This is a genomic window from Neobacillus cucumis, from assembly GCF_016908975.1.
In the GTDB taxonomy this organism is placed as follows: Bacteria; Bacillota; Bacilli; order Bacillales; family Cytobacillaceae; genus Neobacillus; species Neobacillus cucumis.
This window is the reverse complement of record NZ_JAFBEX010000003.1, coordinates 203,463-229,322: the sequence shown is the minus strand read 5'-3', so window position 1 is coordinate 229,322 and position 25,860 is coordinate 203,463. Positions and strand designations below refer to the sequence as shown.

At 38.0% G+C, this 25,860-nt stretch carries 25 protein-coding genes and 1 pseudogene; 18 read left to right on the top strand and 8 right to left on the bottom strand.

Going from position 1 to position 25,860, the window contains the following annotated elements:
- Positions 1-195 precede the first annotated feature (195 nt).
- From ccpN to JOC76_RS05355, 9 genes and pseudogenes are all read left to right on the top strand, one after another.
- On the top strand, positions 196-828 hold the full coding sequence (ccpN, locus tag JOC76_RS05395) for a transcriptional regulator CcpN (RefSeq protein ID WP_307784691.1): 633 nt from the start codon (positions 196-198) through the stop codon (positions 826-828).
- 31 nt (positions 829-859) lie between these two features.
- Positions 860-1,669 (top strand): pyruvate, water dikinase regulatory protein, encoded by an 810-nt coding sequence (locus JOC76_RS05390; RefSeq protein WP_205176558.1) that lies wholly within the window; start codon positions 860-862, stop codon positions 1,667-1,669.
- 274 nt (positions 1,670-1,943) lie between these two features.
- Positions 1,944-2,388: pseudogene (locus JOC76_RS05385) on the top strand (YaiI/YqxD family protein).
- 43 nt (positions 2,389-2,431) lie between these two features.
- Positions 2,432-4,240 (top strand): DNA primase, encoded by a 1,809-nt coding sequence (gene dnaG, locus JOC76_RS05380; RefSeq protein WP_205176557.1) that lies wholly within the window; start codon positions 2,432-2,434, stop codon positions 4,238-4,240.
- 41 nt (positions 4,241-4,281) lie between these two features.
- The gene (gene rpoD / locus JOC76_RS05375; protein WP_205176556.1) at positions 4,282-5,412 is read left to right on the top strand and encodes an RNA polymerase sigma factor RpoD; all 1,131 of its coding nucleotides are present in this window, start codon (positions 4,282-4,284) and stop codon (positions 5,410-5,412) included.
- 373 nt (positions 5,413-5,785) lie between these two features.
- Positions 5,786-6,925: an acyl-CoA dehydrogenase family protein gene (locus JOC76_RS05370; protein WP_205176555.1), complete on the top strand. Its 1,140-nt coding sequence runs from the start codon at positions 5,786-5,788 to the stop codon at positions 6,923-6,925.
- A gap of 184 nt (positions 6,926-7,109) precedes the next feature.
- The gene (cccA, locus tag JOC76_RS05365; protein WP_205176554.1) at positions 7,110-7,478 is read left to right on the top strand and encodes a cytochrome c550; all 369 of its coding nucleotides are present in this window, start codon (positions 7,110-7,112) and stop codon (positions 7,476-7,478) included.
- Between the two features lie 78 nt (positions 7,479-7,556).
- Positions 7,557-8,267: a tRNA (adenine(22)-N(1))-methyltransferase gene (locus JOC76_RS05360; RefSeq protein WP_205176553.1), complete on the top strand. Its 711-nt coding sequence runs from the start codon at positions 7,557-7,559 to the stop codon at positions 8,265-8,267.
- Positions 8,264-9,379, top strand: a complete 1,116-nt coding sequence (locus JOC76_RS05355; RefSeq protein WP_205176552.1) for a Nif3-like dinuclear metal center hexameric protein — start codon at positions 8,264-8,266, stop codon at positions 9,377-9,379. The genes JOC76_RS05360 and JOC76_RS05355 overlap by 4 nt, the downstream gene beginning before the upstream one ends.
- Positions 9,380-9,591: 212 nt before the next feature.
- Here JOC76_RS05355 and JOC76_RS05350 read toward each other — a convergent pair whose 3' ends face one another.
- Positions 9,592-10,539 carry a 4-hydroxy-3-methylbut-2-enyl diphosphate reductase gene (locus tag JOC76_RS05350; protein ID WP_205176551.1) on the bottom strand — a complete coding sequence of 316 codons (948 nt, stop codon included), beginning with the start codon at positions 10,537-10,539 and terminating at the stop codon, positions 9,592-9,594.
- A 188-nt stretch (positions 10,540-10,727) separates the two neighbouring features.
- The gene (gene vrrA / locus JOC76_RS05345; protein WP_239557555.1) at positions 10,728-11,369 is read right to left on the bottom strand and encodes a VrrA/YqfQ family protein; all 642 of its coding nucleotides are present in this window, start codon (positions 11,367-11,369) and stop codon (positions 10,728-10,730) included.
- Positions 11,370-11,625: 256 nt separating this feature from the next.
- Between vrrA and JOC76_RS05340 the strand changes: the two genes are divergently transcribed.
- Positions 11,626-12,942, top strand: coding sequence for a DEAD/DEAH box helicase (locus JOC76_RS05340; RefSeq protein WP_205176550.1), 1,317 nt, complete (start codon positions 11,626-11,628; stop codon positions 12,940-12,942).
- A 21-nt stretch (positions 12,943-12,963) separates the two neighbouring features.
- The gene (locus JOC76_RS05335) at positions 12,964-13,857 is read left to right on the top strand and encodes a deoxyribonuclease IV (RefSeq protein ID WP_205176549.1); all 894 of its coding nucleotides are present in this window, start codon (positions 12,964-12,966) and stop codon (positions 13,855-13,857) included.
- A 29-nt stretch (positions 13,858-13,886) separates the two neighbouring features.
- On the opposite strand, the gene JOC76_RS05330 is transcribed toward JOC76_RS05335, so the two are convergent.
- Positions 13,887-14,144 carry a DUF2624 domain-containing protein gene (locus JOC76_RS05330; RefSeq protein WP_205176699.1) on the bottom strand — a complete coding sequence of 86 codons (258 nt, stop codon included), beginning with the start codon at positions 14,142-14,144 and terminating at the stop codon, positions 13,887-13,889.
- Positions 14,145-14,309: 165 nt separating this feature from the next.
- On the opposite strand from JOC76_RS05330, the gene JOC76_RS05325 reads away from it, so the two are divergent.
- The 3 genes from JOC76_RS05325 to zur are packed head-to-tail and all read left to right on the top strand — an operon-like array spanning position 14,310 to position 16,338.
- Positions 14,310-15,083 (top strand): metal ABC transporter ATP-binding protein, encoded by a 774-nt coding sequence (locus tag JOC76_RS05325; protein ID WP_205176548.1) that lies wholly within the window; start codon positions 14,310-14,312, stop codon positions 15,081-15,083.
- Positions 15,080-15,931: a metal ABC transporter permease gene (locus tag JOC76_RS05320; protein WP_205176547.1), complete on the top strand. Its 852-nt coding sequence runs from the start codon at positions 15,080-15,082 to the stop codon at positions 15,929-15,931. Before JOC76_RS05325 ends, JOC76_RS05320 begins: the two co-directional genes overlap by 4 nt.
- Positions 15,928-16,338: a zinc uptake transcriptional repressor Zur gene (gene zur / locus JOC76_RS05315; RefSeq protein ID WP_205176546.1), complete on the top strand. Its 411-nt coding sequence runs from the start codon at positions 15,928-15,930 to the stop codon at positions 16,336-16,338. The genes JOC76_RS05320 and zur overlap by 4 nt, the downstream gene beginning before the upstream one ends.
- A gap of 13 nt (positions 16,339-16,351) precedes the next feature.
- Here zur and JOC76_RS05310 read toward each other — a convergent pair whose 3' ends face one another.
- Complete coding sequence (locus tag JOC76_RS05310; protein ID WP_205176545.1) at positions 16,352-16,948, bottom strand: hypothetical protein; 597 nt, start codon at positions 16,946-16,948, stop codon at positions 16,352-16,354.
- 359 nt (positions 16,949-17,307) lie between these two features.
- Between JOC76_RS05310 and JOC76_RS29865 the strand changes: the two genes are divergently transcribed.
- Positions 17,308-17,637 (top strand): hypothetical protein, encoded by a 330-nt coding sequence (locus JOC76_RS29865; protein WP_372441915.1) that lies wholly within the window; start codon positions 17,308-17,310, stop codon positions 17,635-17,637.
- 217 nt (positions 17,638-17,854) lie between these two features.
- Here the strand turns inward: JOC76_RS29865 and ispG are convergent, their stop codons facing one another.
- From ispG to JOC76_RS05285, 4 genes are all read right to left on the bottom strand, one after another.
- A complete protein-coding gene (gene ispG, locus JOC76_RS05300; RefSeq protein ID WP_307784690.1) occupies positions 17,855-18,970 on the bottom strand; it encodes a flavodoxin-dependent (E)-4-hydroxy-3-methylbut-2-enyl-diphosphate synthase in 1,116 nt (371 codons plus the stop codon).
- 161 nt (positions 18,971-19,131) lie between these two features.
- Entirely contained in the window at positions 19,132-19,473 is a 342-nt protein-coding gene (gene yqfZ, locus JOC76_RS05295) for a protein YqfZ (RefSeq protein WP_205176544.1), read from the bottom strand.
- An 87-nt stretch (positions 19,474-19,560) separates the two neighbouring features.
- Positions 19,561-20,328, bottom strand: a complete 768-nt coding sequence (locus JOC76_RS05290; RefSeq protein WP_205176543.1) for a DUF1189 domain-containing protein — start codon at positions 20,326-20,328, stop codon at positions 19,561-19,563.
- A 139-nt stretch (positions 20,329-20,467) separates the two neighbouring features.
- Entirely contained in the window at positions 20,468-21,163 is a 696-nt protein-coding gene (locus tag JOC76_RS05285; protein ID WP_205176542.1) for a Crp/Fnr family transcriptional regulator, read from the bottom strand.
- A gap of 360 nt (positions 21,164-21,523) precedes the next feature.
- Here JOC76_RS05285 and JOC76_RS05280 point away from each other — a divergent pair, with 360 nt between their 5' ends.
- The 3 genes from JOC76_RS05280 (at position 21,524) to JOC76_RS05270 (ending at position 25,808) form a co-directional block, all read left to right on the top strand.
- The gene (locus JOC76_RS05280; RefSeq protein WP_205176541.1) at positions 21,524-22,132 is read left to right on the top strand and encodes a superoxide dismutase; all 609 of its coding nucleotides are present in this window, start codon (positions 21,524-21,526) and stop codon (positions 22,130-22,132) included.
- A 109-nt stretch (positions 22,133-22,241) separates the two neighbouring features.
- Complete coding sequence (locus JOC76_RS05275) at positions 22,242-23,459, top strand: MFS transporter (RefSeq protein WP_205176540.1); 1,218 nt, start codon at positions 22,242-22,244, stop codon at positions 23,457-23,459.
- Between the two features lie 210 nt (positions 23,460-23,669).
- Complete coding sequence (locus JOC76_RS05270) at positions 23,670-25,808, top strand: peptidoglycan D,D-transpeptidase FtsI family protein (RefSeq protein WP_205176539.1); 2,139 nt, start codon at positions 23,670-23,672, stop codon at positions 25,806-25,808.
- Positions 25,809-25,860 lie beyond the last annotated feature (52 nt).

The window sequence follows — 25,860 nt, the reverse complement described above, 5'->3', positions numbered from 1 at the left end:
TTGTCCAGCTCCAGCGCCTAGCCCCTCGAGGTCTTAAGCCACTCCCAAAAGGAAGGCAAAAAGCGCCTTCCTTTTGGGAGTGGCTTAAGCTTGTCGGGGCTGACCAAGGCGCTTACGCTTTTATTATCATTTTAAATGGAATCTAAGTAGTATATAATATTTTTATTAAATGTGTGGTTTAAGAACATTTTTAAGGTGGTGAGGACAATCGAACTTACTAAACGTCAAGAACATATATTACAGATTGTGAAAGATAATGGACCTATAACCGGTGAGCAAATTGCGGATCAATTAAGTTTAACTAGAGCTACCTTAAGGCCTGACTTGGCTATCTTAACCATGGCTGGGTTTTTAGATGCACGTCCGCGAGTTGGCTATTTTTATACAGGAAAATCAGGGGCTCAGCTTTTGACTGAAAACCTTCAGAAAATATATGTTGCAGATTATCAATCGATCCCGGTTGTAGTGAGTGAAAGTGTTTCGGTATATGATGCCATCTGTACAATGTTCCTTGAAGATGTGGGCACTCTATTTGTAGTTGATCAAGACTCTATCTTAGTAGGTGTGCTTTCAAGGAAGGATTTACTAAGGGCAAGTATTGGGAAACAAGAGCTTTCAAGTATCCCTGTTAATATTATTATGACAAGGATGCCAAACATAACAACGTGTGAACGAGAGGACTTATTGATGGATGTGGCCAAAAAACTAATTGAAAAACAGATCGATGCCTTGCCTGTGGTTAAAAAATCTGAAAAAGGTTATGAGGTTATCGGCAGAGTTACCAAAACGAACATTACGAAAGCCTTTTTGGCGTTAGGTGATGAGTAATATTAACTGAGAATGGAGCTGAAGAGGGAGAATGAGTTCGCCTATCATATATGTGGTCTCTGATTCAGTTGGGGAAACAGCTGAATTAGTTACGAAAGCAGCAATTAGCCAATTTAATGGTTCTGGTATGACATTAAAAAGATTTCCTTATGTTGAGGATAAAGAACATATCGATGAAGTTTTATCAATGGTTTCTCATGATAAGGGCATGGTGGCATACACACTAGTTAAACCGGATATGCGTACATATTTAAAAGAACGTGCCGATGAAGACGGTATACAGGCAGTTGATTTAATTGGTCCAATTATGGATCAAATTCAGATTTTTAGCGGGAAAAAGCCGTTATGTGAACCAGGCTTGGTTCGAAAACTGGATGAGGACTATTTTAAAAAAGTCGAAGCTATTGAATTTGCCGTCAAATATGATGATGGTCGTGACCCGAGAGGACTTTTAAAGGCAGATATCGTACTAATAGGAGTTTCAAGAACGTCCAAAACGCCGTTATCTCAATACTTAGCGCATAAGCGATTAAAGGTGGCAAATGTCCCGTTGGTTCCAGAAGTAGATCCTCCAGAAGAATTATATCGGGTACCTATTGATAAATGCTTTGGGTTAAAAATAAGTCCGGAAAAGCTTAATAATATTAGAAGAGAGCGTCTATTGTCATTAGGATTAAATGATCAAGCAAGTTATGCCAATATTGAACGGATTAAAGAGGAATTAACCTTCTTTGAGCAGATTGTTAAGAAGATAAAGTGTCCTGTTATTGATGTGACCAATAAAGCAGTGGAAGAGACAGCGAATGTAATATTAAATTATATTCAAAAGGGGAGACCCTAACACATAATCAGTGGATTATGTGTTTTTTCGTTAAGAAAAATTGAAAAAAAGTTATGGTAAAATGATAACGAATATACTATAATAAAAAATTGTGATAAAAATATATCTTTTTAGGTTTAGAGTTGCTTTGGAACGAATAAACTATTTATTGTTAGATGTCAAGGCAACCCCCTAAAAAAAATTCGACATAAATCCTTTTTATAAAAGTTCATCTCATAAGAAGGAATATGCGGAGTGATGTAGAATTTATACTTATGGAAAAGGTAAACCGGCTATTTTTGTCGATGCAGATTCTTGCACGATCAAAGAAGAAATTGTCGAAATCGCATCTAGAATTCCCGTAGACGTTTTTTGTTGCTTCCTATGATCATCATGTGAAAGAGAAAAACATTACATATGCAACCTGGAAATACGTTGACTCAGGTAAGGAAGCTGCGGACCTGTAAATTATGAACCATGCAGGTAAAGGAGATATTGTCGTTACACAAGATATTGGTCTTGCATCGACACTGCTACCTAAGGATGTATACGTGATATCCCCAAGGGGAGTTGTATTTGAAGAAAGCAGTATCCAAACTGCCCTTGATTTACGGTTTTTAAATGCGAAGGCAAGGAGACGAGGGGAATACGGAAAAGGACCAAAACCTTATCAATCTGAGGATCGAGCGAGATTTGTGATGGAATTAACAAAAATTTTGTCGAAATTTGCAGGAATTTAATCGTTGCGTGCCGAATACCTGTAGTACAAATGGAGTTGTTTTCATGGCAGACCTTATTGCCGAAGAAAAGATTGACCAAATTCGTCAGGCTGTTGATATAGTCGAAGTAATCAGCGATTATGTCCAACTGAAAAAACAGGGGCGAAATTACTTCGGATTATGTCCATTCCATGGAGAGAGCACCCCATCATTTTCAGTATCACCTGACAAACAAATTTTTCACTGTTTTGGCTGTGGAGCGGGGGGAAATGTATTTACTTTTTTAATGGAACTTGATGGGCTATCCTTTCAAGAAACAGCCATTAAACTTGCTGCTAAGGTAAATATTGATTTAGGAATTAATTTACCACAATCACAGGGTGGAAAAAAAGTTTCAAAAGAGCTTCAAGCGATGCTCGAAGCGCATGAGCTTTTAAGGAAATTTTACCACCATCTCTTGGTAAATACAAAAGAAGGTCAGCAGGCGTTAGAGTATTTACTTAACAGAGGTTTTACCCAAGAATCGATTGATAAATTCCAAATCGGTTATTCCTTAAATTCATGGGACTTCGTATACAAATTCCTTTCAAAAAGGAATTTTTCACCTGAATGGATGGAAAAAGCCGGATTGATTATCAAACGAGAACGGGATGGAACTTATTTTGATCGATTTAGAGATCGGATTATGTTTCCAATTTTTGATCGTCACGGTAATACGATTGCATTTTCTGGGAGATCACTTGGGGCTGATGAGCCAAAATATTTAAATAGTCCCGAAACGGCAATCTTTAATAAAAGTAAAATTTTATATAATTATCACTTGGCCAAGCCAAGTATAAAAAAAATGCAGTATGCTGTTTTATTTGAGGGTTTTGCTGATGTTATCGCTGCAGACCGCGCAGGAGTAGAAAATGGTATTGCCACAATGGGAACAGCATTAACAGATGAGCATATCAGTCTTTTAAGACAAAATGTTCAAACGGTTACCATTTGCTATGATTCCGATAAAGCGGGAATTGAGGCTGCTTACCGAGCAGGAAACCATCTTCATGATGCTGGTTTTCAAATAAAAGTAGCTATAATGACAGATGGAATGGATCCTGATGAATACATTCAAAAAAACGGTCAAGATAAGTTCCGAAATGAAGTAATTGGCGCAAGTTTAACATGGATGGGCTTTAAATTTCTCTACTATCGACGCGGAAAAAATCTTCAGCATGAAGGAGATCAACTAGCCTACATCGAACAGATAATTAAGGAAATCAGCAAACTTGATAAGGCAGTTGAAAGGGACCATTACCTAAGACAGCTTGCAACTGAATTTTCACTCTCATTAGAAGCATTAATGCAACAGCAAAGGCAAATTTATTTTGCTGAAAAAAGAAAATCAACTGGTAAGAATGAACCAGCTCAAAAGCCTTTATTAAGCTTTAAGCCTGCGGAAGAATTAAAAACGAAATACGTTACCGCTGAAAGGCGATTAATTGCCCATATGCTGAAAGATCGAGACGTGGCATATAAGGTTCAGGAATTATTAGCAGGTACTACTTTTAATAAGGATGAGCATCAGGCAATAATAACCTATTTATTAGGGTTTTATGAAGATCATTTAGTTCCTGACGCCAGCTCGTTTTTAACCTATATTCAAGATGATAATCTTAGAAGAATGGTTGTCGACATTGAAATGATGTCGATTAATGATGAGCTAACAACTCAGGAATTAACTGATTATATCAAGCAGGTGTTGAATTATCAAAATTTGTTAAAGATAAGAGAAAAAGAAGAGGAACTTAAAGAGGCTGAACGTGAAAAAAACTTTACTAAAGCCGCAGAGGTCCTCACAGAAATTAATCACTTGCGAAAATTGTTATAAATTCTATTTTATTGTTTTGATTTTTGGAAGGAGGGGGACATATGGCTGCTGAAAAATCAGCCCGTTCAAAAGAGGTTGAGAATGAATTAACCATTGAACAAGTAAAAGACCAGTTAACTGAACTGGGTAAAAAAATCGGTGTCCTTGCCTATGATGATATTGCTGAAAAATTGGCTAACTTTGATGTAGATTCTGAGCAAATGGATGAATTTTATGAGTCCTTAACTGAACAAGGAATTGAATTAGTAGGCGAAAGCGATGGAGAAGATCCAGACGTAAAAAAATTGGCAAAAGAAGATGATGAAGAATTCGATTTAAATGATTTAAGTGTACCTCCAGGAGTCAAGATTAATGACCCTGTTCGCATGTATTTGAAAGAGATTGGCCGTGTTGACTTACTTTCCGGGGAAGAAGAAATAAAGCTTGCAAACCGGATTGAAGAAGGAGACGAAGAGGCAAAACGTCGTCTTGCCGAAGCAAATTTAAGGCTTGTTGTTAGTATTGCAAAACGTTACGTTGGTCGGGGAATGTTATTCCTTGATTTAATCCAAGAAGGAAATATGGGTCTAATAAAAGCTGTTGAGAAGTTTGATTATCGCAAAGGCTTTAAATTTAGTACTTATGCTACCTGGTGGATCCGTCAGGCTATCACACGTGCGATTGCTGACCAAGCAAGAACAATTCGTATTCCAGTTCATATGGTGGAAACGATTAACAAGCTTATTCGGGTTCAGCGGCAGCTATTGCAAGATCTAGGGCGCGAACCAACACCGGAAGAAATCGGTGAAGATATGGATTTAACTCCTGATAAAGTTCGAGAAATTTTAAAAATTGCTCAAGAGCCTGTTTCACTTGAAACTCCAATTGGTGAAGAGGATGATTCACACTTAGGAGATTTTATCGAAGATCAGGATGCTACATCACCTTCAGAACATGCAGCGTACGAATTATTAAAAGAGCAATTAGAAGATGTACTCGATACCTTAACAGACAGAGAAGAAAATGTTCTTAGATTGCGCTTTGGATTAGATGATGGCCGGACTCGCACCCTTGAAGAGGTAGGAAAGGTCTTTGGCGTAACTCGTGAACGTATTCGTCAAATTGAAGCAAAAGCTTTACGGAAATTAAGACACCCAAGCCGCAGCAAACGTCTAAAAGATTTCTTAGAATAAAATGATTCATTTAAACAATAGTTTACTTCTTAATGGAGGTAGACTATTTTTTTAAAAAAAGATAAGAATGTATAATTTTGTCTTTGAGAATTGTCCAGCTCCAGGCGCCATCGGCTCGAGGTCACAAGCCAATCCGTCCAAAAGGTTAAAGAACAACCTTTCGGCCGGCTCGTCTTGTGCTTGTCGCCGATTAGCGGGCGCCTTGCGCTTTTCTTAATATGAAAGCACTTTCTTTATTTGTTATTTTACTGAATTGTCTCTCATTTTGCAAATGCACCTTTATGGTTTTTAATTTTTAAAGTATTGGGATTTGTTTGAAAATACATATATAATATAAAGAAAGCGTCTACAATGTTGTTTTAGGGGGATGAATATGAATTTCGATTTAACATCTGAACAACAATTGATAAAAAAGACTATGCGGGATTTTGTAGAGGAAGAAGTCGCACCAGGTGCAATTGAGCGGGACCGGATGAAACAGTTTCCTGTAGAGATATTTAAAAAACTGAGTGATATGGGGATGATGGGGCTCCCTTTTCCAGAGAAATATGGAGGCGGAGGAGCGGATACGATTAGCTTTGCCATTGTCGTCGAAGAGTTAAGCAGAGGCTGCGGCTCCACTGGAATAACCTACTCTGCACATATTTCGTTAGGTGGTGCACCACTTCATTTGTTTGGAACAGAAGACCAAAAGCATCAATTTCTAGTCCCTATTTGTACCGGTGAATCATTTGGGGCATTTGGATTAACAGAACCCAATGCAGGGTCTGATGCAGGTGGCACGAGAACTACGGCAAAAGAGGAAAATGGCGAATTTAATATTAATGGAAATAAATGTTTTATTACCAATGCCAGTTACGCAAAACATATTGCTTTAACTGCTGTAACTGGTGAAAAGGATGGAGGCAAGGAAATCAGTGCCATTATTGTTCCCACAAATGCTGAAGGATTCACCATTATTAATAATTATGAAAAGATGGGCTTAAATGCCTCAAATACCACTGAGTTGGTGTTAGAAGATGTAAAAGTACCATTCGATTATCTCTTAGGAAAGCGTGGAGAGGGATTTAGACAGTTTCTCATTACTCTAGATGGTGGACGTATCGGGATTGGTGCAATGGCCGTAGGCATCGCTCAAGGGGCTTTTGAGAGGGCGCTTTCCTATGCAAAGCAAAGAAATCAATTTGGCCAATCAATTTCCTCCTTCCAAGCCGTTCAATTTAAGCTGGCAGATATGGCTATGAAAATTGAATTAGCAAGAAATATGGTTTATAAAGCAGCGTGGTTAAAAGACAACGGCAGACCGTTTTCAAAAGAAGCGGCCATGTGTAAATTGTATGCTTCTGAAATTTGTATGGAGGTCACGGATCAAGCCGTGCAAATCCACGGTGGTTATGGTTATATGAAGGAGTATCAAGTAGAGAGAATGATGCGTGACGCGAAGCTGCTTGAAATTGGTGAGGGGACCTCAGAGATACAGCGAATGGTCATTTCACGTCTTATCGGCTGCTAAATAGGTTAGGGGACGAAAGAGGCTGATGCTATGTATATTTCACAGTCTCTTTTTCTAATTTAATGGAGTTTATAGTGGTAAAATTAGTTTAGGGCTTTTCCTACGGTTATTTTTCAAGTAAAATAGTAATTGTTTGAAGACTATTTAATTTTTACCAGTGTTCGTACATAAGGGAGGTAAGTTCATGAAACGGAATCCGGTAATTCCTTACATTCTTGTCATGGTTTTTGGAATCGTTTTAGTTTTTGTCCTTTCTTTCAAAGGCCTGGGAGACATGAAAGAAGTCGCCAAGGATAGTGGGGGGGAAAGCAGCAACAAGACAACAGAGGTTGCAGCTACAAAACCAGAAGATATTTATAAGTCAACTTGCATTGGCTGTCACGGAGATCAATATCAAGGGGTAGTAGGTCCAAGTTTAAAAGGGGTTGGCAATAAGTATACAAAAGCACAAATTGTCCAATTCATCACAAAAGGTAAAGGCAACATGCCAGCAGGTCTTGTACCTCAAGAGCAAGCGGAAGCAATGGCAGAATGGGTTTCTAAAATTAAATAATTTATAAAAAGTCCTTTGCAAATGTAAAGGACTTTTTTATATACTGAATTAAATACATAAAGTAAAAGTGGTGGAATTTTGAATACAGATAAATTATCAGTTCGATTAACAACAGTTGCAAAATATGTTCCTGAAGGAGCGAGATTGGCCGATATTGGGTCGGATCATGCTTATTTGCCATGTTACTTGGCAAAAAATTTAAAAATTTCTTATGCCATTGCAGGTGAAGTCGCGCAAGGACCATACCAATCTGCAGAGAAAAATGTGCAAGCTGAAGGGCTTGCGGAGAAAATTACCGTTCGAATGGGAGATGGACTTGAGGTGATACAGCCTGGTGAGGTAGATTGTATCACCATAGCAGGGATGGGAGGTGCTCTTATCTCTAGTATTTTGGAAAATGGGAATACAAAACTTGGCAGTGTAAAGAGGCTTGTTTTACAACCTAATATTAGTGCAATCTCCATTCGGAAATGGCTAATAGAAAACAATTGGGAGTTAGTGACGGAAGAGATTTTGGAAGAAGACGGGAAGATTTACGAAATATTAGTAGCTGAGCAAGGGGACCCGGCTAAACCGTATCAGGAAAAAAGAGAAGCAGGCCTCTTATTAGGGCCGTTCCTTCTGCAACAAAAAAATGAAATCTTTAAAAAGAAATGGACTGCAGAAATAAAGAATTGGCAGCGAATATACGAAGCTCTCGCAGGAGCATCTACGACGGCTGAAACAGTCGATAAAAAGAAAGAGCTACTTGATAAGATAGAACTTGTAGAGGAGGTCTTAAAACCATGAAGAATCCTAACGGACATGAAATCATCCAGCTATTTGAACAATTTTCACCGAAGGGGCTGGCAATGGAAGGGGATAAAATTGGCTTACAAATCGGGCGACTAAATAAAAAGGTTGACCGGGTGATGATTGCACTTGATGTGCTTGAACATGTTATTGACGAGGCAATTGAAAAAAATGTTCAGCTAATTATTGCCCATCATCCCATTATCTACCGGTCGCTTAAAAACTTGTTAACAGATTCAACACAAGGGAAAATGATTGAAAAATTAATAAAACATGATATTGCTGTATACGCTGCTCATACAAATTTAGATGTCGCCAAAGGAGGCGTAAATGACCTATTAGCGGAAGCTTTAGGACTTGAGGACCCAGAAGTTTTGGTTCCTACTTATGAGGTGAAACTAAAGAAATTAGTTGTTTTTGTTCCTTCTAGTCATGCAGAGGAAATAAGACAAGTGTTAGGAAATGTAGGAGCTGGTTTTATCGGGAACTACAGTCATTGTTCTTTCTCGGCAAATGGAACAGGGAGATTTTTACCAGGGGAACAAACGAATCCATATGTTGGGAAACCAGGAAGGCTAGAAGAAGTTGAGGAAGTAAAAGTGGAAACGATTGTCCCTGAACCTTTATTAAAAAAGGCGATTACCGCGTTGATAAAAGCCCACCCATATGAAGAGGTGGCGTATGATGTATATCCAATCGAGAATAAGGGTGAAGTCCTTGGTCTTGGTCGAATAGGAAAAGTCAGTGAAATGACATTAGCTGAATTTGCAGAGAAGGTAAAAACATCATTAGGGGTGTCGTCTGTCAGAGTTGTTGGCGACTTATCATCCAAGGTGGAAAAGGTGGCTGTCTTAGGCGGAGATGGGAATAAATATTTCATGAATGCGAAGTTCAAAGGGGCAGATGTATATGTTACCGGTGATATTTATTACCACACAGCCCATGATGCGATGATGGAGGGTCTAAATATGATCGACCCGGGACATAATGTTGAAAAAATCATGAAAATAGGATTGACAAAGATACTGCAAAAGATGTGCCAAGAAGCAGGCTACAGTGTAGATGTATTTCCTTCCGAAGTAAATACTGATCCTTTTCAGTTTGTATAATTCTTCATAAATACAAAGAACCGGTCATAGTGACGCGGTTCTTTGTGTTTATTAATGATATAAAAAGCATAAATTTCGACTTTGAGAATTGTCTAGCTCCAGCGCCTAGCCCCTCGAGGTCATAAGCCACTCCCAAAAAGGAAGGCAAAAAGCGCCTTCCTTTTGGGAGCGTCTTATGCTTGTCGGGGCTGACCAAGGCACTTCCGCTTTTCTTATTTCTCGGAAGTTTTAACACGAGGTAATATTTTATTTAATTGCACTTGTTTGCGGCGTTCCCATGTGGCTGGATTATTAGGATCAAATTGCTCAAGAAATGTGATGACCTCTTTTGTAATCGGTGTTGGTGTGGAGGCACCGGATGTAACAGCCACGGTTTTGGCATCTTTAATCCATTCTATTTCTAATTCGGATATATCTGCAATGCGGTAGGCTTTTGTACCTGCAATGTCTTCTGAGACCTGCGCAAGACGATTCGAGTTATTACTTTTTGGGTCGCCAACCACAATCGTAACGTCAGCTTCTGTTGCTTGTCCGGCAACGGCTTCTTGTCGAATTTGAGTTGCATGGCAAATTTCATTATAGACCTCTACATGAGGAAATTTTTCCTGTACTTTTTTCATGGTATCTGCAACGTCCCATTGGCTCATGGTCGTTTGGTTTGTAACAATTAGTTTGTCACTTTGAATCGTTAATGCTTCCACATCCGCAGGAGTTTCAACTAAATGAACCATGTTAGGAGCTACACCCATTGCTCCTTCCGGCTCTGGATGCCCTTTTTTACCAATATAGATTACCTGATACCCCAGATTTGTTTTTTCCTCAATTAAATCATGTGTTCTGGTTACATCTGGACATGTCGCATCAATCGCTACTAAGCCTTTCTTCTTTGCAAGCTCACGTACCTCTGGAGAAATCCCATGAGCGGTAAAAATAACAGTACCTGAATCTACTTTTTCAAGTATGTCCATCCGATTCTTTCCATCAAGAGTAATAATACCCTCTTCAGCGAAGGCATCGGTAACATGTTTATTATGAACGATCATCCCTAAAATGTAGATAGGACGTGGAAGTGTTTTATCTAATGCGGCATTTCGGGCAATCACCATAGCGTCTACCACACCATAGCAGTAACCGCGTGGTGAAATTTTTATAATTTGCATCTATAAAGTCCTCCTAATTGAACTTTTCATTACTTTTTCAAGTCATAACAATGCAGAATGTCCTTATTACGATGGTCATTTCTGTTAGTCTATGTATTTATTATATAAAACTAATAGATATAATACAAAGATACATTTTTCCTGTTGAATCTTGAGAAAAAATAAAAGAATGCTGTGGGACAGCATTCTCAAATATACATTCTGGGAATGGAACTTCCTTTTGGGTATTGTGGGGAGCGTTTCTTATTGTTACTCTCTTGACTTTCACTACTCGAAGATTCTTCCACCTTAGATTCCGCTTTGGATTGAGTTGATGATGACTCTGTGTTATTTGAGGCATTTTTCAAGCCGCGATAGAGTTTCCACATTGCAGGTAAATTTTTAACCATTGGTCCATACTGTTGTACCATTGGCCCGATTGTTTGAGCGGTCTTTAAAACTTGCTGTGTATTGTTTAAGATTCCTGTTAGGCCACCGGGATTGCTTAAAGATTGCAGTAAACCGCCGCCACCGCCACCGGCAGCTCTGCCTGCTCCCATCATTCCACCGGCAGCTCTACCCATTCCCATCATTCCTCTTGATCCTCCTGCCTGGGAACCTCCGCCGAGAAGTTTCGATAATAATCCACCACCACCCGCTCTATTCATTCCGCCTGCCCCCATTCTGGCTCCCATCATGGGCGCACCGCCACCGAAAGTTCCAGACTGCGGTCTCATCATGGGATTCATTCCGAAAGAAGGCTGCCCTCCTGGTCCCATCATAGAAGGGCCTCCGCCGAACATCTGTTGACCCATTCCACTGTTAAATGGCATTCTTGGTCTTGGTTGCATTCCATTACCTCCTTTCACCAAAATCTTAATACATTAAAATATGCAAAACGCCAAATTTTGTTTAGGTTTTCCACACAAGGAAAAAATGAAAATTTCGTTTTAAAAATGGTTATTAAGTAAAAGCTGTGAATAAAAGTAATAGTTAGCTGGTTATTTAAGTGAAATTCCACTATAATAACATGATGGAATTAAACAGGCGGTCTACCTAAAGATAAGCGAATCCATATGAAAGATTAATGAGAATAAGGAGTTATATATGAGCATAAATCAATTTGAGCGTTTTAAGTTTCAGCCTTTTATCATAGAAGCCTTGAACCAGTTTGGCTTTTTTGCGCCAACTGAAATTCAGGAAAAGATGATGCCTTTAATTTTAAAGGGAGAAAGTGCAATTGGACAATCCCAAACAGGGACGGGGAAAACATTTGCTTTTGTTTTGCCGATACTAGAAGGAATTGATCCTAATCGGCAAGAGGTTCAAGCTGTGATTACCGCACCAACAAGAGAATTAGCCACGCAAATCTATCAGCAAATTTTAAAAGTTACCGAACATTGCAGTCCTGATCAACAAATTATGACTAGATGTTATATTGGAGGAACTGATAAGCAGCGGACCATTGAAAAATTAAAAGTTCAACCACAAATTGTGGTCGGTACCCCAGGGAGAATTAAGGACCTAATGATTGAGCAGGCCTTATTTATTCATACTTCCAACATCCTTGTTGTAGACGAGGCAGATATGATGCTGGATATGGGATTTATTGAAGATGTCGACCAAGTGGCTTCACGAATGCCAGAAAAACTTCAAATGTTGGTGTTTTCTGCTACAATACCTGAAAAGTTAAAACCATTCTTAAAAAAATATATGGAAAACCCTAAGACAGTCCAGATTGAATCAAAAAGAAAAGCGGCAGAGAATTTAGAGCAGTTTTTATTACCATCAAGGCATCGTAATAAGAAACAGCTAGTTCATGATGCTTTACTTGCATATAATCCATATCTGGCGATCGTCTTTACGAATACAAAAAAGATGGCTGAAGAGGTGGCCAATTATTTAAATGAAAAAGGTCTAAAGGTTGGCCGAGTACATGGCGATCTTAACCCAAGGGAACGGAAAAAAATGATGAAACAGATACAGGATTTGGAGTATCAGTATATTGTCGCAACAGATCTTGCTTCTAGAGGGATTGATATTGAAGGTATCAGCCATGTCATCAATTATGAGCTGCCAACGGATTTAGATTTTTATATCCATCGGGTAGGAAGAACGGCAAGGGCAGGGCATTCTGGTATCGCTCTTACAATTTACGAAAACTCTGATGAGGATGCCTTAAATCGGTTAGAAAAAATGGGGATTCAGTTTAAGCATGTGGATCTTAAAAATGGGGCTATAGATGAAATTGATGAGAGAAATAAGAGAAAAACTCGTGTTCGAAAAGAGGATGAGGCAGATCGAACCGCAAAATCAATGATCAAAAAGCCACAAAAAGTAAAACCTGGATATAAAAAGAAGATGCAATGGGAAATGGATAAAATTAAAAAAAGACAGCGCAAGATCGAGAAGAGAAAGAAATAATGATATAAGGGGAGAGATAGTATGTTAAAAATCGGCTCGCATGTATCAATGAGTGGAAAGGATATGCTGCTCGCATCGAGTGCTGAAGCGGTATCCTATGGTGCTAATACCTTTATGATCTATACGGGTGCTCCGCAAAATACGAGAAGAAAGAAAATTGAAGATTTGAACATTGAAGCAGGAAGAAAACATATGGAAATGAACGGGATTTCAGAAATTATCGTTCATGCTCCTTATATTATTAATATTGGTAATACAACCAACCCGGATACGTTCGAATTAGGGGTAAGATTTCTTCGCAGTGAAATAGAAAGAACAGAGGCTATTGGAGCAAAGCAAATTGTTCTACATCCTGGTGCCCATGTTGGTGCGGGGACAGAACTAGGCATTAAAAAAATCATTGAGGGTTTAAATGAAGTATTGACCGGTAAAGAGCAGGTTCAAATTGCTTTAGAAACAATGGCCGGAAAAGGCTCTGAATGCGGGAAGTCGTTTGAAGAACTGGCCATGATTATGGAGGGTGTCACCCATAACGAAAAATTGTCTGTTTGCTTTGATACTTGTCATACACATGATGCTGGCTACAATATTGTCGAAGATTTTGATGGTGTGCTAAATGAATTTGATCAAATAATTGGCTTAGACAGGCTTAAAGTACTCCATATAAATGACAGTAAAAATGCAGTTGGGGCGAGAAAAGACCGCCATGAAAATATTGGTTTCGGTCATATTGGATTTAAAGCCATAAATTATGTTGTACATCATCCGCAATTACAGGATGTTCCTAAAATTTTAGAAACACCTTTCGTTGGTGAGGACAAAAACAATAAAAAAGCGCCGTATAAGTTTGAAATTAATATGCTCAGGGACCAAGTATTTAATGAAAACTTATTAGACGAGATTATGCAAGGATAAGTAAAAGCTGTGCTAAAGTAGCACAGCTTTTATTGTTTGGTAAATTGAATTAATAGCTTATTTACTTCCCGAGCTGTTTCAGGCCCGGCTGATTTGGCTATTTGCTTAATCAATTGAGAGCGCTCTGTATCATTAAAAATATTAATGTTTTTCCCTCTTAAGTATTCGGCAATTTTTTTTGCCTGCTGTTGACTAACGGTAATATTAAACTGATTTGCATACTTAACAAGCTCTTCTGCTGTGATGGTGTTTATTTTATGATTAATGATGCTTTCAAATATTTTCACCTTCATCACTCCTCCATGCTAATGTATGAAGCCGGAAATAGAGTGTGACAATGGATTATATAAGAGGTACGCGATTCATCAACCTTTACAATTGAATTTTCCTATTGTATACTACTTGAAGTTAAATCGGAATGATTCTTAAAATTAAAAGTGAGAGTGTGTATCATGCAATCCATAATAGAAACCAAACATCTATCCTACCGTTATGAAAAGGATCGTGTCTTAGAAGATATAAATTTAACCATACCAGATGGAGCATTTTTGGCTATTGTAGGGCCAAATGGTTCAGGTAAGTCTACATTGTTAAAATTGATACTCGGTCTATTAAAGCTTCAAAAAGGAGATATTTATTTATTTGGTCAAGAAATAAGTAAATTTAAGGACTGGCACCAAATTGGTTATGTTTCGCAAAAGGCCAATTCCTTTAATACAGGATTTCCAGCCACCGTTTTTGAAGTGGTATTAAGTGGACTTACTAAAAAATTGGGACTTTTTACATTTTATAAGAAGGGCCATAAAGCGAAAGTTTACGAAGCATTGGCTGCAGTAGGGATGAAGGAGTTTAGTCACCGAAATATTGGTGAACTCTCCGGGGGACAGCAGCAGAGGGTATTTATTGCCCGTGCCCTCGTGAGTGAACCAAAGCTTTTGATATTAGATGAACCAACTGTCGGGGTGGATGCCGAAAATGTTCAATCTTTCTACCAAATGCTTAGTGAACTCAATACAAGCAATGGAATTACATTGTTATTGGTTACTCATGATATCGGCACTATTTCGGATAAAGTCACACATGTTGCCTGCTTAAATAAACATTTGCATTTTCATGGAGACACGGAAGAATTTGAACAGCTTAGTTCAGATGGTTTGTCTAAGGTTTATGGTCATGATGTCCATGTGCTAGCCCATAACCATGAACACGGAGGCGTAAAACATTGATTGAAGGTATTTTTCATTATGAATTTCTACAGAATGCATTTTTAACAGGGATTATGATTGGAGTACTAGCTCCATTGCTGGGTGTGTTTATTGTTGTCAGACGATTATCACTAATTGCAGATGCATTAAGCCATGTTACCTTGGCAGGAATCGCACTAAGTCTGTTAATCGAAAATAAATTAGCTATGTTGGCAGGATTAAACCCGCTTTATATGGGAATGGTTTTTTCTGTTGGTGGCTCATTATTTATAGAAAAATTAAGAGAAGTGTATAAACATTATCAGGAATTAGCCATCCCGATTATTATGTCCGGTGGAGTGGGCTTAAGCGTTATCTTTATTTCACTTGCTAATGGATTCAATACAGACCTATTCAGCTATTTATTTGGCAGTGTTTCTGCTGTTAGCCGTACTGACCTATGGGTAATCCTTTTCATTAGTGTTGTCGTCATTTTAATCATTATCTTATTATTTAAAGAGTTATTTTTACTTTCATTTGATGAGGAGCATGCAAAAGCATCTGGATTACCTGCAAAAAGTATTCATTTTATTTTTATTGTGATGGTTGCACTTGTCATTGCCGCATCGATGAGAATAGTAGGGATATTGTTGGTGTCCTCATTAATGACACTGCCAGTTGCGGCAAGTATTCGAATTGCTAAAGGTTTTAAACAGACGATTTTTTTATCAGTCCTCTTTGGTGAAATCTCTGTTTTAGGCGGGCTTTTTACAGCCTATTATCTTGACCTTGCTCCTGGTGGGACAATTGTTATGATTGCGGTACTTATCCTAATAATTGCTATCCTATATAAAAAATCAACCACTAGACTTGGAGGAGGAGCTAAGTGAATGTAAATGAGGCTATACAATACCTAAAGGAAAAAGGGTTTAAGCAGACAGGAAAAAGAGAAGATATGCTGCAATTATTTGCAGATCATGATAAATATTTAACAGCGAGAGATGTACTTGATTTGTTAAAAGATGATTATCCAGGCTTGAGCTTTGATACCATCTATCGAAATCTTTCACTATTTGTGAAAATGGGGATTTTGGAAATGACCGAGTTATCAGGAGAGAAACATTTTCGTTTTACCTGTTCTAGAAACCACCATCATCACCATTTTATTTGTTTAGACTGTGGAAAAACGAAGGAAATTGAAACATGCCCAATGAATGGATTAAGTGAAAATCTTAAGGGATATGACATTTCCGGTCATAAATTTGAAATATATGGACGGTGCCCGGAGTGTTGTTAAAAACAGCTTGTGATTACACAAGCTGTTTTTTTGCGGACAATTCCGATCTTTTTAACCAATTTTCAACCCATTTATTGGCTTCCTTCCAATTTTTCACACGTATGACCCCCTTCGGAATAGGGTCTTGATTATAAGGGGTATCAAATAATAGGACAGGTATGCCGCATTCCTCATGAATCATCACGGCATTATCATGTTTATCCTCAAAGAAAATATCAATGTCATGTTTTTTGACTGTTTCCACTTTATTATGGGAACCAATTAATTCAATATGGTGAAAAGTCAACCCATTTTGGTAAAACCATTCCTCTGTAACATCTAGTAAATGAGGATCACGTGCACTTATAAAAAATAATGCATGTTTAAGATTCCATTTTTTTAATACTTGAATCGCCCCATTTGCAGGAGGAGAACCTTTGTAAATCATTGGTTCGTTTTCCGTAAACCATTCAGCAAATTCTTTCTCTCCTACATTGACAAAAGGTGTTAATTCGTATTGATTAACATCTTCATACAAAATATTTAAATTAAACGCTTTATTGATAAATGGAAGGAGTGAAGCGGGCGAGGTCACAGTTCCATCTATATCTATCCCAAATCGTTTCATCACATTCTTCTCCTACGTTAATCCTAAGTTTCCCTTATATTTTACCAAACAGACTGGAATAATAAAGGATTTTATTTTAAAAGTAAAATTCCCGGAATTTCAAATAAATCACTATTTAAGACAAACATTAACATATTAAAAATCAAAACATGGTTCACAATAATAAATGCTCCTATTACTGAAAGTGAGGGATTAGGATGGCAGATGAAAGAGACACGAAAGTGCAAGAAGCTCTTCGAGGGCCCATTGTTGGACATGATATTCCCAATTCTCCTACGGAATTCAGGGAAGAGACTGCTTCAGAAGTTGCCGCACCAATCAAGACTTCTTATTCATTAAAGAAATCTGAGAGTACTCCTCAGATTGGTGCGTCCGTTCCAATAAGGTCTTCCCAATATCGTGAAGAATCGGCAGCAGAAATCGCTGCACCAGTTCCTGTTGTACTGCGCAAAGATCGGGATAATACCCAGCAGCAACAGAAAGCGGGAGCTGCTGCTGGAACGGGATTGGGTACCCTTGCCTTAGCGTTATCCATTTTATCACTGTTCGTCATGCCTATACTATTTGGTGCTGCAGGGATTGTGTTAGGATTCGTAGCAAGAAGAAGAGGTGCCGAAGGCCTTGGTGCTTGGGCAATTGGTATTGGAGCTATATCGATTGTGGTTGGTATCTTCATTCTTCCGTTCTTTTAACAGTGATCTGCGTGGGAGCAAAAAAAAACCCGGTGAGTACACCGGGTTTTTTCATATAATAAGAAGTATAAAATTTGTCTTTGAGAATTGTCTAGCCTCAGGCGCCATCGGCTCGAGGTCACAAGCCAATCCGTCCAAAAGGTTAAAAAACAACCTTTCGGCTGGCCCGTCTTGTGCTTGTCGCCGATAAGCAGGCGCCTTGCGCTTTTCCTGAGTTCTATTTTGTTTGGGACATCTTTTCTTCTTCAGCCTTTTTACGGAAATACTCTTCAGCAACTTGGTCGATTTCCTTCTTTAACTCTTCTACCATTTGTGCTTCTGGTACTTTCCGGACAATTTCACCTTTTCTAAACAACAATCCTTCTCCACGGGCACCAGCGATGCCTATATCCGCTTCACGAGCTTCACCCGGACCATTTACAGCACAGCCCAATACGGAAACCTTGATAGGAGCTTTAATTTTTGAAATATATTCTTCCACTTCATTAGCTATACTGATTAGATCGATTTCAATTCTTCCGCAGGTTGGACAAGAGATTAATGTTGCCGCATTAGAAGAAAGACCAAATACTTTTAAAAGTTCACGGGCAACTTTAACTTCCTCAACAGGATCTGCACTTAAAGAAATACGTAGTGTATTTCCAATTCCCATACTGATAATGGCTCCTAGGCCAGCCGCACTTTTCACTGTTCCAGAGAAAAGTGTCCCGGATTCTGTAATACCTAAGTGCAATGGATAATCGAAAGCACGCGCCGCTTTTTCATAAGCCTCAATGGCAAGATTAACATCTGAGGCCTTCATTGAAACAATAATATCATGGAAATCTAGATCTTCCAGTATTTTAATATGATGGAGGGCACTTTCTACCATGCCATCAGCTGTTGGATAACCGTATTTTTCAAGGATTTTCTTTTCAAGTGATCCAGCATTTACCCCAATCCGAATAGGGATTCCACGTTCTTTGGCTGCTTTTACCACCGCTTCAACCTTTTCCCGTTTCCCAATATTTCCTGGATTAATTCGTATCTTATCAGCACCGCCTTCAATGGCCTTAAGTGCTAATTTATAATCAAAATGAATGTCGACCACAAGGGGAATATTTATTCGTTTTTTTATTTCTGAGATCGCATTTGCGGCACGCTCGTCTGGACATGCTACCCGGACAATTTGACAGCCTGCTTCTTCTAATCGTTTTATTTCAGCCACGGTTGCTTCCACATCGTGGGTTTTGGTTGTTGTCATACTTTGGATGATCAGTTCATTGCTTCCGCCTATCGTCAGATTGCCGACTTTAATAGGACGGGTTTTGGTGCGATGTATAATTTCACTCACGTGTAATTCGCTCTCCTTTAAAGATGGATTCGAATTTAATAAATTCGATCTTATTTGTTTAAAATCTCTGCACAATAGAAATAATTGTAAATCCTCATGAGAGGTTCAACTTATTTTATCAGCCATTAGCTATTTTTGACAAGATTAACGCTATATCCTCTTTATTTTGAGTAATCTGGAAAATGATATGTAAGCCCAATTTGAATTTTTTCTGGCGACTTACCTCCATTTAATGTTTGAAAGTCCTCAATTAGTTCTGTGATCGATACTGGAAGTGATTTATTAATCCTATGTTCAACAATGGACATAACGGTGTCGCCGGGTTCAACTTTTGCATCAAAAGAAGGAATGGTAGTAGAGTTTAACGATGAAGATGGAGTGACCTGTTCAACTTTAGCGTCAACTTTCTGCGCTGGAGAAGTGGGAAGGGTGCCAACAGTTAAATCGTAATATATGACGTATATAACTAAAATTGATAGTAGAAAGCCGATTAGTTTTTTCATTGGACAAGCCTCCAGTAGGAATGTTAGTACATTCGTATGCTTGTCCACATTAAATTAGAACAAAAAAACGCCCATTCATTGGACGTTTTAATGTGTATTTTTAGGTTGCGGTACTTCCCTAATAGCGAGAAAGAGGACAATAATCACAACAAACCAATTTATGAGAAAACTATTTGGTACAGATGTTTGAATGGCAGTCATAATTGTAAAGAAAAGGGTTGGCAGGGTTTCACTGTATGCCGCCATTCTCCATAATTGCCGGTAATGAAGCTTACGATTCCCTTTTAAAAGAAGACCGATAAAGGCTAAAACAGACACCTCAATAAAGCTTGCTGCACTTGAAAATACATATATAAATAATGAAATAATTGGGACAATAATTCCTTTCATTCCAGCGATGGTGTTAACAAAATGGAGCAGGTCAGTATTGGTAATCTGAAGTCCTTCGAGCATGGAGTAGGGATAGGTATCCACCTTGCTGGCAGAGGATAAAACAAACTTATCCTTTAATAATGCAAAAGCATTCCCTTGATCGGCTACATCATCTTCTGTCATAGCTCCAGTAGGATCAATAATAATGGTGAAATTTCCTTTATCTATGGTAACCGGAACATCTGTTTTTGCTGTAAGTTGGCCGTTTTTTATGGAGAATGCAGGAGCTTCATCTTTGATAACGGATTTTGCAGCATCTATACCCTGGTTTAACGCTGTAGTAAGATAAAAAATAGATGGCAGGATGGAAATGAATGTTAGGAAAAATACATAAAAAATGGTTTTTCCTATTCCTTGGAAACGAAATAAAGCGATATCTTTTGGCGAATAAATACTTTTATAAAATTGTTTGAATATATTCATAAAAACCACCTTTAAAAGAGAAACAAATTTCTCGCACTTGTAAAAACTAGTATATTAATACACATTCTATTGTAGCCTGTGTTATCAATATATACAAGAACGGAGAAACTTAAAAAAAGCCACTTGGTTTTTCAAGTGACTAATTGATTCCGCAAATTTCAGATGCACAGTTTTGGCAATCTACTTCCCTTTTTAAGTATGCCATGTTTTTGATCGTAAATTTTTGGTTTTCGTATAGAATAATATCTTTTTGACGAAGTTCCTTTAAAGCACGTTGAATGACCTCTCTAGTACCATAGGTTAAGTTGGCGAGTTCTTGATGGGTCAAGGGCAAATCAATCAGTATCCCGTTTCCTGTTTGTACACCGTAAGAATGACATAAGCGGACGAGGATGGAATATAACCCTCCTTTTTTACCATTCATGATTAAGTCCTGACATTTCATTTGAGCTTTTAAATATCCAGTGCTTAACCATTCAACCAATGCACTCATAGCTTCAGGATCAGTTTGAATAAATTCTTCAAACTGTTCTCTTTTAATAAAAAGCAATTCGCAGTCAGTTAGGGATTTTGCATAAAACTGATAGTGGGGATGAGCTTTAAAAAGCTGATATTCTACAATTAATTCCCTTTCATTTAAAACTTTTAAAATAAAATCCTTTCCCCGTAGGTGAACTCGGCCAAGGGAGATACTTCCTTTAAGTAATAAATATACATATTCAACCAGATCTTTTTCATGAAAAAGTACAGTTCCTGCTTTTACTTTTTGTACGGGCTCATTTTTTTGGAAAAATTGTAACATTAAATTATATATGGAAATGCTTGTAGTTTGCATTTTTCTCACCCCTTTTTACTCTTCAAGTTGATTAAAATCCTTTATTAACAACATGTCAACAGAGGATTAACAGAAATTGGAAGTTTAGTTATGGTGTTATGACAAAAATCGTTGACAGGATGCTTGTTTGGTGAATCATGACAATTTTTCGAATTCTTAGGGTGAGAACTTTTTTAATAAAAACCTTGTATAAAAAATGGTGGAAAGGGGATTGTATTTATGTTGGGTATAAGCATTTTATTTGAAAGGAAATACCATCTTTGGTATCTTAAAACTAAAGCTTTAGAAATATTCTTATAAATCGTAAGGGTTATATTACTAAAGCTGAAAAAATTAGTACATACATAGGAGGAATTGACCATGGCATTTGAATTACCAAAATTACCTTATGCAGAAGATGCATTAGAACCACACATTGATAAAGAAACAATGAATATTCACCACACTCGACACCACAACACTTATGTAACAAATTTAAATAATGCACTAGCAGGAAACGAAGAGTTACTTTCTAAATCAGTAGAGGAAGTTATTGCTAATTTGGATGCGGTTCCAGAAGCTGCACGTACAGCTGTACGTAATAATGGCGGCGGACATGCTAACCACTCATTATTCTGGCAAATCCTTTCTCCAAATGGCGGCGGTGCCCCAACTGGTGAATTAGCTGACGCGATTAATAGCAAATTTGGCAGCTTTGAAAGCTTCAAAGAAGAATTTGCTAAAGCAGCAACTACTCGTTTTGGCTCTGGCTGGGCTTGGCTATCTGTAAATAATGGTGAATTAGAAGTTTCCAGCACACCAAATCAAGATTCTCCAATAATGGAAGGGAAAACTCCAATCCTTGGTTTAGACGTTTGGGAACATGCTTACTATTTAAAATATCAAAACAAACGCCCTGATTATATTGGCTCATTCTGGAACGTAGTAAACTGGGATGAAGTTTCTAAGCGTTATAGCGCAGCGAAGTAATAAAATGAAGGAAGACAGCGAATAGCTGTCTTTTTTCATTTATTTAAAAAGGAGTATAAGAACACTTCTTCTGATAAAGACTACCCTTATGAAAAAGGGGAGTTTTTTTATGGCAAAAAAATTTAAGATTTTAGGTGACGTGGAATTAACGAAGGATTTATCACTTTTGCTGATCATAGGTGGTTTATACTCATTAAGTGTTGCTCTTTCCAATACGTTTGTGAATATTTATCTGTGGAAACAAACAGGACAGTATTCAGATATTGCGTTATACAACCTCTCTATTGTTGTTCTACAGCCCATAACGTTCATCTTGGCAGGGCGGTGGGCGAAAAAAATTGATCGAGTGATTGTGCTTCGAATTGGGGTTATCTTTTTAGCTATGTTTTATTTAGCCGTACTTGTGACTGGTACAAAGGCATCCACTTATTTACTCTTATTAGGAGGCTTGTTGGGAATTGGGTATGGCTTTTATTGGTTAGCCTATAACGTGTTAACCTTTGAAATTACTGAACCCGAGACAAGAGATTTTTTTAATGGGTTTTTAGGGATTTTATCTTCCGCTGGTGGTATGATTGGTCCGATTGCAGCAGGGATTATCATTACAAGATTTGAGGAATTTACTGGGTATACTTTTGTTTTTGGTTTGTCACTGGCTTTATTTGGACTAGCGGTGTTTTTAAGTTTCTCCTTAAAACCAAGACCTGCTTCCGGCATCTATTGCTTTAAACGGATTATTGAGGAAAGGAAGCAAAATGACAATTGGCGCTTCGTAACAAATGCTCATTTCTTTCAGGGCTTACGAGAAGGGACATTTGCTTTTGTTATTTCCGTCTTTGTTTATCTTTCAACCGGAAGTGAATTGTCTTTAGGAACATTTGGTCTTATTAATTCAGGAATATCTTTTATCGCTTATTATTTTGCCTCAAGATTAATTAAGAAAAAATATCGAAAAATAGCAATACTAATTGGCGGGATTATTCTATATGTCGCCGTTCTGCTTATTATTTGGGATATGAATTTTGTTAAATTATTGTTATACGCAGGTATGATTGCAGTTGCTTACCCCTTATTACTTGTTCCGTATAGTTCAACTACATATGATGTTATTGGGTCAGGCTGGAAAGCTGCGGAAATGAGGATTGAATATATCGTTGTCCGGGAAATATTCCTCAATATAGGCAGAATTGTCTCGATATTAGCTTTTTTAGCAGCCGTTACCTGGTTTAATGAAAAAGATAGTATACCGATTCTTTTATTCTTTTTAGGGGCGGGTCATTTATTAATTTATCCGTTCATGAGGAGAGTTCAATTACCTGCAGCATAAAACGGTGAGTTCGTTACTCATCGTTTTTTTTGCTTCACAAAATCCCCTAAAAATAAGCCTCTCAAAAAAGGTCACCGTCTAGTCCAAGAATTTTAACAAAATTGGTAAGGGTTATTCATAGAAAAATAGAACAGTATCCTATAGAATAGAGAAGTTATGTTAGCTGTGTAGTAAAGGAAGTGTATATGGACCTTGAATCTTAAAAAGAAAATGAAAAAAACACATGTTCCGTTCCGTTTAAATATGGTGTTTTTTGTTGTATTTGTCCTTTTCTCCATTCTCATTCTACGTCTTGGAGAACTGCAAATTGTCTTCGGTGATGATTTTAAACGTGAACTTCAGCGAACGGCGGATGTCACTGTAAATAACCCTGTACCGAGGGGAAAGATGTACGATCGTAACGGTAATACTATTGTAGATAATAGTCCTCTAAATGCAATTACTTATACCAAAAGTCAAAATGTAACGCAAAAGGAAATGCTTGACACAGCGGGAAAACTTGCCAAGCTTATTACAATGGATACCACAAAAATTCCAATTCGTGACAAGAAGGATTTCTGGATTACCCAACATCCGAAAGAAGCTAAAGCGAAAATTACCAAAAAAGAATGGGCTCAATATAATCAAAAAAAATTAGACGATACTCAAATCTATCAGTTGGAGCTTGATCGGGTTACGGATCAGGAATTAAATAGTTTTTCTAAGGAAGAACTTACGACACTTGCTATTTATAGGCAATTTAATAGTGGCTTTGCTTTAACTCCGCAAATTGTCAAAAATAAAAATGTAACCCCAGAAGAATATGCAATTGTCAGTGAAAATTTAGAAAATTTACCTGGTGTTGATACCACCACCGACTGGGAACGCAAATATGATTATGGCACAACTTTAAAATCTATTTTAGGAGATGTTACTACCTCTGATCAGGGAATCCCTAAAGAGCAGTTAGATAAATATCTTGCGCAGGGTTATAGTAGAAATGACCGTGTCGGGAAAAGTTATTTAGAATTAAAATATGAAGATGTACTCCATGGTCAAAAAGCCAAAGTGAAAAGCGTAACGGACAAATCTGGGAAAGTTCTGTCCACTGAAACTGTTTCCGAAGGGAAGCGCGGAGATGACCTAGTTCTAACCATTGATATGGATCTTCAGCAGCAGGTTGAAAAAATAATCGAGGAAGAAATGTGGTCAGCTAAAAGTAAACCGAATACGGGTGTTATGGATCGTGCTTTTGTTGTTGTCATGAATCCTAATACAGGTGAAATATTGTCGATGGCCGGGAAACTAATTGGGAAAGACAAAAATGGTAAGACCGTCATGAATGACTATGCTAGCGGTACTTTTACAAGCTCTTATAACGTAGGTTCAGCTGTCAAGGGTGCAACGGTCTTAACGGGTTATCAAACAGGGGCGATTAAACCTGGTTCCATTCAATTGGATGAACCGTTAAAGATAAAAAATACTCCAATCAAGAAATCATGGAAGACATTTGGTGCTATTAATGATTTACGAGCATTGCAGGTATCATCCAACGTTTATATGTGGAAAACCGTAATTGCTATGGCAGGTGGAAAGTATGTTCCAAATGGTACGCTTAATATGAATACGGCAAAGACATTTAATACCATGCGCCAATCATTTGCCGAATTTGGACTTGGAACCCGGACAGGAATCGATTTACCTAATGAAATGAATGGTTTTCAAGGAACCGAGAATAATTCACCTGGTAAACTGATGGACTTAGCGATTGGTCAGTATGATACGTATACACCGATGCAGTTAGCGCAATATGTTTCAACGATTGCTAATGGCGGAAATCGTATCCAGCCGCACATTGTCAAAGAAATTCGTGAACCTGTAATGGACAGCAATACGCTAGGACCGATTATTGAAGAAATAGAACCCAAGGTATTAAATCGTATCGATATGAAGGATGCTTGGATTAAACGGGTCCAAGAAGGCTTCCGAATGGTTATGCAGGTTGGAGATGGTACGGCAACTAGCACCTTTAGAAGTGCACCATACAGCCCTGCTGGAAAGACCGGAACGGCTCAGGCCTTTTATGATGGTTCAGTGAAATCATTACATGGTACAGAAGTATGGAACTTAAGTCTTGTTAGCTATGCACCATCAACCAATCCGGAAGTTGCCATTGCTGTCGTTGTGCCTTGGGCCTATTCAGGTAATAGTGGTCCAAGTATCAACAACTTAATTGGGCGCCGAGTATTGGATGCCTATTTTGACTTGAAGAAAAAACGTCAGTTAACCGAAGATGTAACTGGTACAGAGCAGCCAACAACACAAACTTCAACAAACACTACGCAAAATAGCCAGCAAACTGGCCAATAATTTTAATATGTTATGCCTAAAACCACCTGTCTAATCTGAGTCAGGTGGTTTT

Coding starts and splice junctions, on each gene's coding strand:
- JOC76_RS05390 (WP_205176558.1), top strand. CDS start 860: ATGAGTTCGCCTATCATATATGTGGTCTCTGATTCAGTTGGGGAAACA.
- dnaG (WP_205176557.1), top strand. CDS start 2,432: ATGGCAGACCTTATTGCCGAAGAAAAGATTGACCAAATTCGTCAGGCT.
- rpoD (WP_205176556.1), top strand. CDS start 4,282: ATGGCTGCTGAAAAATCAGCCCGTTCAAAAGAGGTTGAGAATGAATTA.
- JOC76_RS05370 (WP_205176555.1), top strand. CDS start 5,786: ATGAATTTCGATTTAACATCTGAACAACAATTGATAAAAAAGACTATG.
- cccA (WP_205176554.1), top strand. CDS start 7,110: ATGAAACGGAATCCGGTAATTCCTTACATTCTTGTCATGGTTTTTGGA.
- JOC76_RS05355 (WP_205176552.1), top strand. CDS start 8,264: ATGAAGAATCCTAACGGACATGAAATCATCCAGCTATTTGAACAATTT.
- JOC76_RS05350 (WP_205176551.1), bottom strand. CDS start 10,539: ATGCAAATTATAAAAATTTCACCACGCGGTTACTGCTATGGTGTGGTA.
- vrrA (WP_239557555.1), bottom strand. CDS start 11,369: ATGCAACCAAGACCAAGAATGCCATTTAACAGTGGAATGGGTCAACAG.
- JOC76_RS05340 (WP_205176550.1), top strand. CDS start 11,626: ATGAGCATAAATCAATTTGAGCGTTTTAAGTTTCAGCCTTTTATCATA.
- JOC76_RS05335 (WP_205176549.1), top strand. CDS start 12,964: ATGTTAAAAATCGGCTCGCATGTATCAATGAGTGGAAAGGATATGCTG.
- JOC76_RS05325 (WP_205176548.1), top strand. CDS start 14,310: ATGCAATCCATAATAGAAACCAAACATCTATCCTACCGTTATGAAAAG.
- yqfZ (WP_205176544.1), bottom strand. CDS start 19,473: ATGAAAAAACTAATCGGCTTTCTACTATCAATTTTAGTTATATACGTC.
- JOC76_RS05290 (WP_205176543.1), bottom strand. CDS start 20,328: ATGAATATATTCAAACAATTTTATAAAAGTATTTATTCGCCAAAAGAT.
- JOC76_RS05285 (WP_205176542.1), bottom strand. CDS start 21,163: ATGCAAACTACAAGCATTTCCATATATAATTTAATGTTACAATTTTTC.
- JOC76_RS05280 (WP_205176541.1), top strand. CDS start 21,524: ATGGCATTTGAATTACCAAAATTACCTTATGCAGAAGATGCATTAGAA.
- JOC76_RS05275 (WP_205176540.1), top strand. CDS start 22,242: ATGGCAAAAAAATTTAAGATTTTAGGTGACGTGGAATTAACGAAGGAT.
- JOC76_RS05270 (WP_205176539.1), top strand. CDS start 23,670: ATGAAAAAAACACATGTTCCGTTCCGTTTAAATATGGTGTTTTTTGTT.